At 67.9% G+C, this 12,895-nt stretch carries 13 protein-coding genes; 7 read left to right on the forward strand and 6 right to left on the reverse strand.

The window, feature by feature from the left end; all coding sequences use genetic code 11:
* The first annotated feature begins 7 nt into the window (after nucleotides 1–7).
* The 5 genes from LHU95_RS14615 (at nucleotide 8) to LHU95_RS14635 (ending at nucleotide 4,299) form a co-directional block, all read left to right on the forward strand.
* On the forward strand, nucleotides 8–931 hold the full coding sequence (locus LHU95_RS14615) for a branched-chain amino acid ABC transporter permease (protein ID WP_248707688.1): 924 nt from the start codon (nucleotides 8–10) through the stop codon (nucleotides 929–931).
* A gap of 40 nt (nucleotides 932–971) precedes the next feature.
* Nucleotides 972–1,724 carry an ABC transporter ATP-binding protein gene (locus LHU95_RS14620; protein ID WP_248707689.1) on the forward strand — a complete coding sequence of 251 codons (753 nt, stop codon included), beginning with the start codon at nucleotides 972–974 and terminating at the stop codon, nucleotides 1,722–1,724.
* A gap of 115 nt (nucleotides 1,725–1,839) precedes the next feature.
* The gene (locus tag LHU95_RS14625) at nucleotides 1,840–2,541 is read left to right on the forward strand and encodes an ABC transporter ATP-binding protein (RefSeq protein ID WP_248707690.1); all 702 of its coding nucleotides are present in this window, start codon (nucleotides 1,840–1,842) and stop codon (nucleotides 2,539–2,541) included.
* A 141-nt stretch (nucleotides 2,542–2,682) separates the two neighbouring features.
* A complete protein-coding gene (locus LHU95_RS14630; RefSeq protein ID WP_248707691.1) occupies nucleotides 2,683–3,123 on the forward strand; it encodes a cupin domain-containing protein in 441 nt (146 codons plus the stop codon).
* A 9-nt stretch (nucleotides 3,124–3,132) separates the two neighbouring features.
* A complete protein-coding gene (locus LHU95_RS14635) occupies nucleotides 3,133–4,299 on the forward strand; it encodes a Bcr/CflA family multidrug efflux MFS transporter (RefSeq protein WP_248707692.1) in 1,167 nt (388 codons plus the stop codon).
* Between the two features lie 44 nt (nucleotides 4,300–4,343).
* Here LHU95_RS14635 and LHU95_RS14640 read toward each other — a convergent pair whose 3' ends face one another.
* Nucleotides 4,344–6,680, reverse strand: a complete 2,337-nt coding sequence (locus LHU95_RS14640) for a xanthine dehydrogenase family protein molybdopterin-binding subunit (protein ID WP_248707693.1) — start codon at nucleotides 6,678–6,680, stop codon at nucleotides 4,344–4,346.
* Between the two features lie 80 nt (nucleotides 6,681–6,760).
* Here LHU95_RS14640 and LHU95_RS14645 point away from each other — a divergent pair, with 80 nt between their 5' ends.
* Together LHU95_RS14645 and LHU95_RS14650 are read left to right on the forward strand one after the other, a co-directional pair.
* On the forward strand, nucleotides 6,761–7,642 hold the full coding sequence (locus LHU95_RS14645; protein ID WP_248707694.1) for a DMT family transporter: 882 nt from the start codon (nucleotides 6,761–6,763) through the stop codon (nucleotides 7,640–7,642).
* Entirely contained in the window at nucleotides 7,642–8,472 is an 831-nt protein-coding gene (locus tag LHU95_RS14650) for an alpha/beta fold hydrolase (RefSeq protein WP_248707695.1), read from the forward strand. Before LHU95_RS14645 ends, LHU95_RS14650 begins: the two co-directional genes overlap by 1 nt.
* On the opposite strand, the gene LHU95_RS14655 is transcribed toward LHU95_RS14650, so the two are convergent.
* The 5 genes from LHU95_RS14655 to LHU95_RS14675 form a co-directional block, all read right to left on the reverse strand.
* The gene (locus LHU95_RS14655) at nucleotides 8,429–9,604 is read right to left on the reverse strand and encodes an MFS transporter (RefSeq protein ID WP_248707696.1); all 1,176 of its coding nucleotides are present in this window, start codon (nucleotides 9,602–9,604) and stop codon (nucleotides 8,429–8,431) included. The two genes, LHU95_RS14650 and LHU95_RS14655, sit on opposite strands and share 44 nt — an antisense overlap.
* Nucleotides 9,601–10,527 (reverse strand): 3-hydroxyacyl-CoA dehydrogenase NAD-binding domain-containing protein, encoded by a 927-nt coding sequence (locus tag LHU95_RS14660; RefSeq protein ID WP_248707697.1) that lies wholly within the window; start codon nucleotides 10,525–10,527, stop codon nucleotides 9,601–9,603. The genes LHU95_RS14655 and LHU95_RS14660 overlap by 4 nt, the downstream gene beginning before the upstream one ends.
* Nucleotides 10,524–11,081: a transcription elongation factor GreB gene (gene greB, locus LHU95_RS14665; RefSeq protein ID WP_248707698.1), complete on the reverse strand. Its 558-nt coding sequence runs from the start codon at nucleotides 11,079–11,081 to the stop codon at nucleotides 10,524–10,526. The genes LHU95_RS14660 and greB overlap by 4 nt, the downstream gene beginning before the upstream one ends.
* A complete protein-coding gene (locus LHU95_RS14670) occupies nucleotides 11,078–11,812 on the reverse strand; it encodes an SDR family oxidoreductase (protein WP_248707699.1) in 735 nt (244 codons plus the stop codon). Before LHU95_RS14670 ends, greB begins: the two co-directional genes overlap by 4 nt.
* A gap of 136 nt (nucleotides 11,813–11,948) precedes the next feature.
* Nucleotides 11,949–12,881 carry a dihydrodipicolinate synthase family protein gene (locus LHU95_RS14675; protein WP_248707700.1) on the reverse strand — a complete coding sequence of 311 codons (933 nt, stop codon included), beginning with the start codon at nucleotides 12,879–12,881 and terminating at the stop codon, nucleotides 11,949–11,951.
* Nucleotides 12,882–12,895 lie beyond the last annotated feature (14 nt).

Consider the following 12,895-nt stretch of genomic DNA (forward strand, 5'->3'; position numbering starts at 1 on the left):
GATGCTCATGAAGCGGCAGGATATTGCCATCGCGCTGGCCATTTTCGCAGCCCTGGCGCTGGCACCCTTCATCGGCTTCGGCCAGGGCTATTCGCTGACGCTGCTGGCGCGCGCGATGATCTTTGGCATGGCGGCGATCTCGCTCTCGCTGCTGGTGGGTGGCGCCGGCCTGGTCAGCCTGGGCCAGGCCGCGATGATGGGTGTGGGCGCCTATGCCGTGGTCGTGCTGGATCATGGCCGCATCACCGAGGCCTGGATGGTGGTGCCCATCGGCATCGCCGCCGCCGCCGCCTTCGCGCTGCTGACGGGGGCCATCGCCATTCGCACCTCGGGCGTACATTTCATCATGATCACGCTGGCCTTCGGGCAGATGGCCTTCTTCACCACCTCCTTCTTCGCGCTGTATGGCGGCGATGACGGCTACACGCTCTATAACCGGCTGGAGGTGTTCGGCTCGCGCGTGCTGGAGGGCGGGTTGGTGTTTCACTTCGTCTGCCTGGGCCTGCTGATCGCCGTCTGGGCGCTGGTGCAGGCGCTGCTCAACAGCCGCTTCGGCCGCGTGCTGCAGGCCGCGCGCGACAACGAGACCCGCGCGCGGGCGGTCGGCTTCGAGCCCTATGCCTATCGGCTGGTCGCCTATGTCATCGCCGGGGCCATTGGCGGACTCTCTGGCGTCCTGCTGGCCAATGCGGCGGAATTCGTGGCCCCTGCCTATCTCGCCTGGCAGCGCAGCGGAGATCTTCTGTTCATGGTGATCCTGGGCGGACTTGCCGGGCCGCATGGCGCGCTGATGGGTGCGCTGGCCTTCGTGCTGATCGAGGAATGGCTCGCCAAGCTGACCGAGCATTGGCGGCTGATCTTCGGGCCGATGCTGATCTTCTGCGTGTTCTTCATGCGTGGCGGCATCGCCGGGCTGTTGCGTCGTGGGTGACCGCGCGAGGGAAAACGTGGGTGACCGCGCGGGCGAAAACGTGGCTGAGACGCTCCTCGAACTCCGCCATCTCAGGAAGCGTTTCGGTGGCCTGACGGTGACGGATGACGTCTCGCTTGATCTTCGTCGCGGCGAAATCCATGCGCTGATCGGCCCCAATGGCGCGGGCAAGACCACGCTGATCCATCAGATCAGCGGCACGCTCGCCCCCGATTCCGGTGAGATTTTTTTCGCGGGCGAGGATGTGACGCGGCTGCCCATGGCCAGGCGCGCCCGCGCCGGCCTCGCGCGCAGTTTCCAGATCACCAGCGTCATCCTGCCCTTCACCGCGCTCGAGAATGCAGCGCTGGCCGTGCAGGCGCGCAGCGGTTCCTCCTTTCGCTTTTTCCGCGCCGCCAATGCCGAGGCCGAATTGAACGCCGAAGCGATGGCGGCACTGACCGAAGTCGGCCTCGAACGGCGCGCCGATGTCCCGGCGGCGGTGCTCAGCCATGGCGAAAAGCGACAGCTGGAACTGGCCATCGCCCTGGCCATGCGGCCGCGTGTCCTGCTGTTGGACGAGCCCCTCGCCGGGACCGGCGCCGAGGAAGCCGAGCGCCTGATGCGCATCCTGGGCAGCTTGCGCGCGCGCTACGCCATCCTGCTCATCGAGCATGACATGCCCGCCGTCTTCGCCCTGGCCGACCGCATTTCCGTCCTGGCGCAGGGGCGCGTCATCGCTGCCGGCACGCCCGACGACATCCGCGCCAATGCCGCCGTGCGGGACGCGTATCTCGGCGAGGACGAAGCATGAGGCATGCCACCGCGCCGCACCCGCAGGCATTCGCCCTTCAGCGATCGGAGAAACCAGCCCGCTGCGCCACCGATTCACGCTTCCGGGCATTCGCCCTTCAGCGATCGGAGGCGTGATGCTCTGGATCGAAAGCCTCGCCGTCGCCTATGGGCAGAGCCAGGCCCTGCATGACATTTCCCTCAGCGTCGAAACCGGTGAGGTGGTGACGCTGCTCGGCCGCAACGGCATGGGCAAGACCACCACCGTGCGCGCCATCATGGGCATGCTGGGGGCGCTGGGCGGGCGCGTTACGGGCGGGCGCATTGCGCTGGACCAGGCGGAACTCAACGGCCTTGCCTCCCATGTCATCGCCCGGCGCGGCATCGGGCTGGTGCCGGAGGGGCGCCAGGTGTTTCCCACCCTCAGCGTCGAGGAAAACCTGATCGCCACGGCGCGTCCCGGCCGCTGGGATCTGGCGGGCATCTACGCGCTCTTTCCGCGCCTGCGGGAGCGGCGGGGCAATTCCGGCCGCAACCTCTCGGGCGGTGAGCAGCAGATGCTCGCGGTCGGGCGCGCCCTGATGACCAATCCGCGCCTGCTCATCCTGGACGAAGCCACCGAAGGCCTGGCGCCGCTGATCCGCGCGGAGATCTGGGCCGTGCTCGGCACGCTGAAAGCCGAGGGCCAGGCAATCCTGCTGATCGACAAGAACCTCTCGGCCGTCATGCGCCTCGCGGACCGGCACGTCATCATCGAGCGCGGCCGCACAGTCTGGACCGGTGACAGCGCGGCGCTGGCCGCGGCACCTCAGCTGCGGGAGCAATACCTCCATGTCTGAGGTTTTTTGCGCGCCGGGCGCCGGCCGCTCGCTTGGCTTCGCGGCCGAGATATGGTGCGCTTTGCCGCCGGTGAGGCGCCCCGGCGGAAGCCTTGAGGCCAAGCCGCCATTTTCCAGACCGACCACCAAGAGGAGACCAGCATGATCGAAACCGCAGGCATCACGCGGGCCGGAACCGGCCTGGACGGCACCACCTGGAACATCCTCGGCCAGACCTATCATCCCAAGCAGACCACCGATGACTGCTTCGCCTTCGAGGCTTTCTCCCCGCCCGGCACCTTCGTGCCGCCGCATATCCACCCCATGCAGGATGAATACATCCTCATGCTGGAGGGCGAGTGGCGCGTCATGCTCGATGGCCAGTCGCACATCGCCAAGCCCGGGGATCTGGTGCGCATGCCGCGCGGCATCATGCATGGCTATTTCAACGAGAGTGGCGCGCCCGGCCGCGCTTTCTTCTGGGTCAGCCCGGCGCGCCGCCTGCTCGATCTGTTCAAGGCCATCCACAACGTGCCGGACCCGGCGGAGGTGATGCGCCTCTCCGCCCTGCATGAGGTGGATTTCCTGCCGCCGCCGGGCTAACACCCGCGGATGATCTCCACGGGCCGATTGGCTGCGCTGCTCGGTCTGCTTGCAGCCTTCGGCCCGCTTTCCATTGACATGTATCTCCCGGCCTTCCCCGATATCGGGGCGAGCCTGGGCGGCAGCGTGGAAGGCGTGCAGCTCACCCTCGCCGCCTATTTCGTAGGCATGGCTGGCGGGCAGCTGCTGCATGGGCCCCTCTCTGACCGGCTGGGCCGGCGCCGGCCGCTTTTCGCCGGGCTCATCGTCTATGTCGTCGTCTCGGCACTTTGCGCCCTGGCCACCAGCATGGAAGCGCTGGTCGCGCTGCGGCTGCTCCAGGCGCTGGCGGGTTGCGCTGGAATGGTCATCTCCCGCGCCGTGGTGCGCGACGTCTCCGATGTGCTGGACCCCGTTCGCCTGATGGGGCGCCTGATGCTGGTCATGGGGGTCGCCCCCATCCTGGCGCCGCTGATGGGAGGTTATATTTCGGCCTGGTTCGGTTGGCGGGCGATTTTCTGGTTCCTGGCGCTGGTCGGCCTCGGCACGTTGATCCTCTGCACGTTCTTCCTCCCGGAGACTTTGCCGGACGCTCGCCGCCGGCGCGTCTCCTTCCTCGAAATCCTGCGCAGCTATGCCAGCCTGCTGGTCAATCGGCGCTTCATGGGTGCCGCGCTGGCCTCGGGCTTCGCCATCGCCGGCATGTTCGCCTATATCGCCGGCTCGCCCTTTGTCTTCATCACGCTGAACGGTGTGGCAGCCGAGCATTATGGCTGGCTTTTTGGTGGTGCCGCGGCGGGCTTCATCGTGTTTTCGCAGCTCTCCGCGCGCCTCGCCGCGCGCCTGGGGCGAGAGAGGCTGTTCAACCTCACCATCGCCATCATTGCGGCCTCCGGCATCGGGCTGGTTGCGCTGACGGCGCTTGGCGCACCCTTCCTCGCGCAATACGCGATGATCTTCCTCTACGTCTCGCTGCTGGGGATCGCGCTTCCGCTCGGCACCATCATCACCATCACGCCATTTCCGCATATGGCCGGCACGGCCTCAGCCCTGGTCGGGACGCTGCAATTCGGCATGGGCGCGGTCGCGGGGACGATCATCTCCGTCCTGCATGACGGCACCGCGCTGCCGATGGCCCTGACCATCGGCCTGGCCGGCAGCGCGGCCCTGGTGGCGCGGGTTCTGCTGCGGGAATAGCGGGAGGGACGCTGTCCCTCCCTGCCCGGAGAGGCCTGGCTGCCCTAACCCGCCGCGTGGATCGCCCGCCAGAGCTTCTCCGGCGTGACCGGCATGTCCAGATGGTTGACGCCGAGCGGGCGCAGCGCATCCACCAGCGCATTCATCACTGCCGGCAGGCTGCCCGCGCAACCAGCCTCGCCGCAGCCCTTGGCGCCGAGGGGATTGGTCGTGCAGGGCACCGGGTGGCTTCGCACGGCGAAGTCCGGCAGGTCATCCGCGCGGGGTAGGCCGTAATCCATGAAGCTGCCGGAGAGAAGCTGGCCTTCCTCGGAGTAGGAGACCTGCTCGTGCAGGATCTGCCCGATGCCCTGGACGATGCCGCCATGCGCCTGGCCCGCGACCAGAAGCGGGTTCACCACCACGCCGAAATCATTGACCGAGGTGTAGTTCACGATCTTGGTCAGGCCCGTATCCGGGTCAATCTCCAGCTCGCAGACATGGCAGCCATTGGGATAGGCCATGGGCGCCTGGTCAAAGACATGCTGCACATCGAGCGAAGCCGGCACTTCGGAAGGGAGGGAATGGCTCTCACGCAGCTTCGCGGCCAGTTCCATGATGCCAACACCGCGATCCGTGCCGGCGATGGTGAATTGGCCGGCTTCGAACTCGATATCCGCCACCGAGCTTTCCAGGATATAGGACGCCGCGAGCTTGCCCTTCTCGATCACCAGGGCCGAAGCCTCGATGATGGCGGCACCCGAGGCCATGAGCGATTTCGACCCACCCGTGCCACCACCGGCGACGAGTTCGTCAGAATCACCCTGCAGCAGGCGGACGCTCTCAAACGGCACGCCGAGATACTGATGCAGGACCTGCGCGAAGGCCGACCAATGGCCCTGCCCGTAATCCAGCGTGCCGGTGATGATGGTGACGGTGCCATTCTTCTCGAAGCGGATGCCGCCCTGCTCCTTGGCGGGGGGGGCCGTGCATTCCAGGAAATTGCCGATACCGATGCCGCGCAGCTTCCCGCGGGACTTTGCTTCCGCACGCCGCGCCTCAAAGCCCGCATGATCGGAGGCACTCAGCGCCTCCTCCAGGATCGCGGAGAAATCGCCCCCGTCATAGACGCTGCCCGAAGGCGCCGCGTAGGGAAATTCATCCGGCTTGATGTGGTTCAGCTTGCGCAGCGCCACGGAGGATTTGCCCATGGCGCGCGCCGCCTCTTCGATCAGGCGCTCCATGAAGTAATTGCCCTCCGGCCGGCCGGCGCCGCGATAGGCCGAGACGGGCGTGGTGTTGGTCAGCATGCAGCGGGTGCGGACCTCGATCAGCGGCAGCGTGTAGTTGGACTGGACATTCTTCACGAAATTGCCAGTGCCCATCAGCGGCGCCACGGTCGAGAGATAGGCCCCCATATTGGCAAAGCTGACGAGCCGCACGGCGAGGAATTTCCCCTCGGCATCCAGCGCAAGCTCGGCCTCCACCTCATGGTCCCGCCCATGCTGGTCCGACATGAAGGAGCCGCTTCGCTCATCGGTCCATTTCACCGGGCGGCCCAGCATTTTGGCCGCATGCAGCAGCGGCAGGTATTCCGGATAGGCATTGGCCTTCATGCCAAAGCTGCCGCCCACATTGCCGGTCAGCACGCGCACCTGGCTCTTGGGCAATTTCAGGATGTCATCGGCCAGCTGGTTGCGCAGGCCGAACACGCCCTGGCAGCCGACATGCAGGGTGAAGCGGCCATCCGCGAATTCGCCGATGGCGCTGCGCGGCTCCATCGCCGCCACGACGATGCGGCTGTTGCGGATGGAGAGCTTCTGGACATGCGCGGCCGAGGCGAAGGCCGCGTTGACCTTGGCCGCATCGCCAAAGGCGAAGTCCAGCACGCAGTTTTCCGCGATATCGTCATACAGCAACGGCGCGGCGGCGGCTGCGGAAGCCTCCGTCACGGCGTCCAGCGCCTCGACATCCAGGGCCACAAGCTCTCCGGCATCCTTGGCCTGGGCCTTGGTTTCAGCCACCACCACGGCCACCGGGTCGCCCACGAAGCGCAGCTTGCCGGTGGCAAGGGCCGGGCGGCGGGTGGTGCGCATCGGGCTGCCATCGGCATTCTTCAGCGGCATCGGGCAGGTCATGTCGCCATATTCGGTAAGGTCGGCGGCGGTGATCACGGCATGCACACCCGGGGCGGCCAGCGCCTCGCTCACATCCACGCCGTTCAGCACGGCATGGGCATAGGGGCTGCGGACCACATAGGCATAAAGCTGGCCCGGCAGCGCCAGATCATCCGTGTAGCGCCCCTGCCCTTGCAACAGCTTCGGATCCTCCTGCCGCGGCACGGGCTGGCCCACGCCGAATTTGAGGCGCGAGGGATCGAAGGGCAGGTTCGTATCAGGCATGCGTGGCTTCTCCGGAGATGCATGGATGGTAGGCAGCGCTGGGGCTTCCGCAAGGGGCTGGGGCCGGTCAGGCTGCATGGATGGTGTTTCCCCGCCTCAATCCCACACCGGCCGGCATGGCCCTGGCCGCGATGGCGGGCCTCACTTTTTGCGTGCTCAACGTGCTGCTTCGCATCCTGGCGACCGAATTGCCGCCCTTCCAGGTGCAGTTCCTGCGCTATGCCAGCGGCCTCGTCGTGCTGCTGCCCTGGATCCTGCGGCAGGGCCTCGCGGCCTACCGCCCCCGTGGCATCCGTGGGCAGCTGTGGCGCGGCATGGTGCATTCCACCGCGCTCTATCTCTGGTTCGCCGCCCTGCCGAACATCCCCTTCGCCGATCTCACCGCCATCGGCTTCACGAGCCCCCTGTTCGTGATGATCGGTGCCGTGATCTTCCTGCGCGAGAAGATGTTCTGGCAGCGCTGGGTTGCGGGGTTGTTGGGCTTTGCCGGGGTTCTGGTGGTGGTGGGGCCGCAGCTCAGTGGGGCGGGCGGGCATTATTCCCTGTTGATGCTGGCCTCCGCACCGCTCTTCGCGGCCTCCTTCCTGATCACCAAGGCGCTGACCAGGCGCGACACGCCCGAGGTGATCGTCGCCTGGCAATCCATCACCGTCTCGCTGTTCACGCTGCCCATGGCGCTGCTGGTCTGGGAATGGCCTGATGCGCGGCAATGGGGGCTGGTGCTGGTCTGCGGGTGCCTGGGCAGCTTCGGCCATTGGATGCTGACCCACGCCTTCCGCCTGGCCGATATCTCCAGCGCCCAGCCCGTCAAGTTCCTGGATCTGATCTGGGCCGCGAGCCTGGGCTACCTGATCTTCGCCGAGACGCCCACGACCTCGACCTTTCTCGGCGCGCTGGTCATCTTCGTCTCCACCACCTGGATCGCGCGCGTCGAGGCACGCCGCGTGAGGAGCCCCTCCTGATGAACCCTGAGATCGCCGCCCTGGACGCCAGCGCCACCCACCACCGCACGGCCGGCCATCTGGTCTGGCGCGAATGGGGGCCAAGCGACCGCGAGGCCGCGCCACTGGTCCTGCTGCATGGTGGCTCAGGCTCCTGGCGGCATTGGCTGCGCAACATCGCGGCGCTTTCGCAGCATTATCGCCTGCTGGTGCCCGACATGCCGGGCCTCGGCGAATCCGCCCTTCCGGAGGAGGAGACGCCGGCCGGCGCCGCCCTGGTGCTGCGCTGGGGGCTGGAGGCGCTGCTGGGCGCCACGCGCCGCTATCATCTGGCCGGCTTTTCCTTCGGCGCCAATGTGGGCGGGCAATTGGCGGCGATGGAGGGGGCCCATATCCGCAGCTACACCGCCATCGGCGCGGCCTCGCTCGGGCTGCCACGCCCGCCGCTCGATCTTTTGAAGGTGCGCGACAAGCAGGGGGATGCGCGGCGTGAAGCGCATCGGGAGAACCTCGCCCGCCTGATGATCCATGACCGCGCGCTGATTGATGACACGGCGCTGGATATCCAGGAATTCAACACACAGCACGCCCGCCTCCGCTCCCGCGGCTTTGCCGGCAGCGCCATGCTGCGCGACGCGCTGGCCGAAGCGAAGGCGCCGCTGGCCGGCATCTGGGGCGAGCGCGATGCCGTGGCCTGGCCCGATGTCTCGGCACGGCTGGATGTGTTGCGCAGCCTGGACCCTGACCTGCTGGAGGCGGTGATCCCGAACGCGGGCCACTGGGTCGCCTATGAAGCGCCCGAGGCCTTCAACGCTGCACTCCTGGGGATTCTGGCGCAACGCGCAGCGTGAACAGGGCCACAAAGGCGGCCAGTGACAAGGTGGCGGTGAACCACAGGGCCTGAGCACCGAATCCCGCCACCACAAAGCCAAACAAAGCCGGGGCCAAGGCCCCGAGGAACCGCGCCGGGGCCACGATCAGCCCCTGCCGCGCGCCATATCCGGCGGCGCCGAACAGCGCGAGCGGCAGGGTGCCGCGCACGATGGTGTTGATGCCATTGCCCGCGCCATGCAGCAGCACAAAAACAGCCGCGAAGGGCGCGCCGAACAGCAGGAGGATCGCCGCACCCACGGGATGGGCCACCTGCGCGAGCTTGGCCGAAAGCAGGGGATGCGCGCGCCGCAACACGGTGAATTCCAGCACCCGCGCCGCCACCTGCGCCGGCCCCATCAAGGCGCCGGCGGCGATGGCCGCGGCCGGCGTGGCCCCGGCCGCCACCAGCAATGCCGGCAGATGCGCGCCCAGGGCGGCCGCGGAAAACCCGCCCGCCGCGAAGATGAAGGCCAGCAGGATCGCCGTGCGCCGCGTCTCGCGCACGGCGGTGGCGGTGGGTGGCGCGGCCGGCGCGGCAACGAGCGGCGCGCGCGCCTCGCCACGCGGCAGCAGCAGATTGAGCGGCATGGCCAGGGCCAGATGGATCAACGCCCAGCCCCAGCAGGCACCGCGCCAGCCGAATTCGGCCAGCATGATCCCGCTCAGCGGCCAACCCACCGTACTGGCGAAACCGGCGATCAGCGTGATGCCGGTGATGGCGCTGCGCGCTTCCTTGCCATAGAGCCCGGCCAGGGTGGCAAAGCCCGCATCATAAAGCCCCATCGCCATCGCCAGGCCCAGCACCAGCCAGGCGGCGAACAGCATCGCGGGGCCCTGCGCCAGTGCCAGCATGGCCAGGCCCAGGATGAAGACGAGGTTGGAGAGGATCAGCACGACCCGCCCGCCATATTGATCAATCGCGCGGCCCACGCGCGGCCCGAGAAAAGCCGTCAACAACATGGCGCAGGAAAACGCGATAAAGACGGTGGAGCTCTCGATACCCAGGTCCCGCGCCATGGCGCCGGCCAGGATGGCGGGGATGTAGTAGCTGCTGGCCCAGGCCAGGGTTTGCGTCGTGCCCAGCAGCAGGACGACGCCGCGCTTGCTCACGGCTTGTCCGTCCTGTCGCGAAGCAGCGGCTGTGCCGCGGCCAGCACGCGCTCGTAGCGCGCGCGCTCCTCGGCCGCGCGTTCTGCCGGCCAGTCGCGGTAGCCGCGCCCGGTCTTGGGCCCAAGCCGGCCTTCCGCAACCAGCCGGGCCAGGCCGGGTGAGGGCTCGGGGCTGGTGTTCAGGCTGGGGTAGATGGTGGCCGCGGCGGCCAGCTGCGTCTCCAGCCCGGCCAGTTCCTTCTGCAGGATCGGCCCGGCCGCGAGGTAGCGGAAGCCGAAGCAATACCGCACCGCGCGGTCCACATCCTCGGCGCTGGCGAGGCCGGAATCGATGCAGGAAAAGGCCTCGCGCATCAGCGCATGCTGGATGCGGTTGGCGAGGAAGCCAGGCTCATCCCGCGCGACACGGATGGGCATGCGGCCCAGCGCTTCCATGATCGTGAAGAAGCGGTCCACCACCCACGCCTCGGTCGCCTCGCCCTTCACCACCTCCACACCGGGGACCAGATGCGCCGGCAGGAAGAAATGCAGGTTGCACATGCGTGATTTCGTGGCGCATTCGCGTGCAATCTCGGTGATGCGATAGCCCGAGGCGTTGGAGCCGATGGGGATGCTGTCCGGCACCAGACCATCCAGCTCGGCAAAGAGCGCGCGTTTCAGCGCCAGGTTTTCAGGGGCTGCTTCGACGACGCAGGCGCTTTCCGCGAAGGGCATGGCCGCCAGCGAGGCATAAAGCGTCAGCCCGGCATCCAGAGCCGGGTCGGCGCCCAGCTGGCCAAGGGCCGTGCGCACCCGGGCGCGCTTCTCGGACCAGGCGGCCTCATCCGGTTCCTGTGCCGCGACGCGCCAGCCGCCGGCCAGGAAAATAGCCGCGATGTCGCAGCCCATCAGCCCCATGCCGATGATGGCGGCTTGCTCGCTCATGCCCCGTCGTCCGAAGCCGGGCGTTCGGGATAGAAAATCTTCACCACTTCGATCTCCTCCACGCCGGCTGGCGTGCGCAGCTTCATCACATCACCCACGCGCTTGCCCAGCAATGTGCGCGCGATGGGCGAGACCCAGGAGATGCGGCCCTGCTCGGCCACCGCCTCCTCCATGCCGACGATGGTGACTGTCGTCTCGGAATCATCTTCGCGGGCATAGGTCACGGTCGCGCCGAAAAACACCTGGTCGCGGCGCTTCTGGTCGCGCGCATCCACCACCTCGGCCCGGTGCAGGCGGCGCTGGATGAAGCGGACGCGGCGGTCAATCTCGCGCAGGCGGCGCTTGCCGTACTGGTAATCGGCATTCTCGCTGCGATCCCCCAGGGCGGCCGCCCAGGAGACGATCTGCGTCACCTTGGGCCGTTCGCCATGCCACAGCGCGTGCAGCTCGGCCTGGAGCGCGGCCTGGCCCTCGGGCGTCATGTAGAAGGGGGTGCCGGGGGGAACGCCGGGCGGCCCTTCATCGTCATCATCATCCTCATCCGGGCCGCTCAAGGCATCCACAACCCGCCATTGATGTGATGCACCTGGCCCGTGATCCAGGAGGATTGCTCCGAGGCCAGGAAGCAGGCCAGCTCCGCGATGTCGGAAGGCTGGCCGAGCCGCGCGATGGGGATGGTCTTCACCCGCTCGGCCAGCTCGTCCTCGGTGTTGCCGTAGCGCGGTTGCGCGGTATCCGTCAGGCCAGGCGCGATGGCGTTGACCCGGATGCCATGCGGCGCCAGGGCCAGCGCCATGGCGCGCGTCAGCCCCAGGAGCCCCGCCTTGCTCGCCGAATAATGCGCCCCGCGCGGATCACCCCGCACAGCCGAGGAGGACATGGTGATCGCCACCCCAGGCCGGCCCGCCGCGACCAGCGCGCGGGCAAAGAGCTGCGTCTGGAAAGCCGTGGATTTCAGGTTCACATCCTGCACGGCGTCCCAGGTGTCCTCGGTGAGTTCGAGGAATTCCGCGCGCGGGAAAATGCCCGCGTTGCACACCAGGATATCCGGCAGGCCAAGCAGCCGTTCGGTCTCAGCCTGGAGATGCGCGCGGCCGGCGGAGGTGCGGATATCGGCCTGGATGGCGACACCGCCGCAGGACGCCGCCACGCGCGCACCTGCCTCGGCATCATCCAGCCAATTCACCGCGACGCGCGCACCCTCGCGGCCGAAGGCCTCGCAGATGGCGGCGCCGATGCCCTGCTGGGCGCCGGTGACGATGGCGATGCGATTGCTCAGGCGCATGGGGGGTTCTCCACGGAGCGGCGCGGCCGCTTCGAAACCCAGCCGCAAAACAGCGCGGCGCCGAGAGGGAGATGCAAGAACCTCAGGTTCTTGCCGGGGAGCTCGAGGGGCAGCGCCCCTCGCCCTGCCTGCACCCTCATTCCGCCGCCAGCTTCATCGCCACCGGATCCCGCCGCGCCAGGCGCGCCAGCATGGCATCCACCTCCCCCCGCGTCGCATCGGAGAGCTTCGGCCCAGGTGCGCGGATGGTCGCATGCGCGATGATGCCGCGCCGCGTCAGCACGTATTTGCGCACCGCCAGGCCCAGGCCCGGCTGGTGCTCGGTGCGGATCAAAGGCAGATGCGCCTCGAACAGGTCCATCGCCGCGTCGTGGTTGCCCGCCTTCACCAGGGCGATCACCCGCACCAGCATCTCCGGGAAGGCATAGCCCGTCATCACGCCATCATTGCCGCGCTGGATTTCCTCGGGCAGGAACAGCCCGCCATTGCCGCCATAGACCGCGATGCGGCGCATCTCGCCCTTGGCCATCATGGCCTTGAGGGTGGTGATCTTGTCGAGGCCGGGCCAATCCTCGGCCTTCAGCATCACGCAGCGCTCATCGGCGGCCAGGGCGGCGATCACGCGGGGCGAGAGGTGGACGCCGTTGGCCTGCGGGAAATCCTGCAGCACCCAGGGGGCGGGCGAGACGGCCTCGGCAGCCCCCTGCAGCCAGCTGAGCGTCGCCTCATCGCCGCGCAGCCCCGTGGGGGGCGCGATCATGACGCCGGCAGCCCCTGCCTCCATGGCACGCGCGGACAGGGCCTTCATTGGCGCGTAGCCGGGCGCCGAGACGCCGACGATCACGGGCAGGCCATGCGCATGCTTCAGCACGATCCGCGTCAGGCGCATCGCCTCCTCGGCGTCCAGCTTGGGCGCCTCGCCCATGATGCCGAGGATGGTGAGGCCGGTGGCCCCGGCCGCGACATAGGCCTCGGTCATGGTGGCGGCGCTGCGTTCATCGAGCGCGCCATCGGGCGTGAAGGGGGTGGGGCAGATCACGCAGACGCCAGTGGCTGCAGCGGTGAGCATGGGGGACTTCTCCT

The organism is Sediminicoccus sp. KRV36 (genome assembly GCF_023243115.1).
GTDB lineage: Bacteria > Pseudomonadota > Alphaproteobacteria > Acetobacterales > Acetobacteraceae > Roseococcus.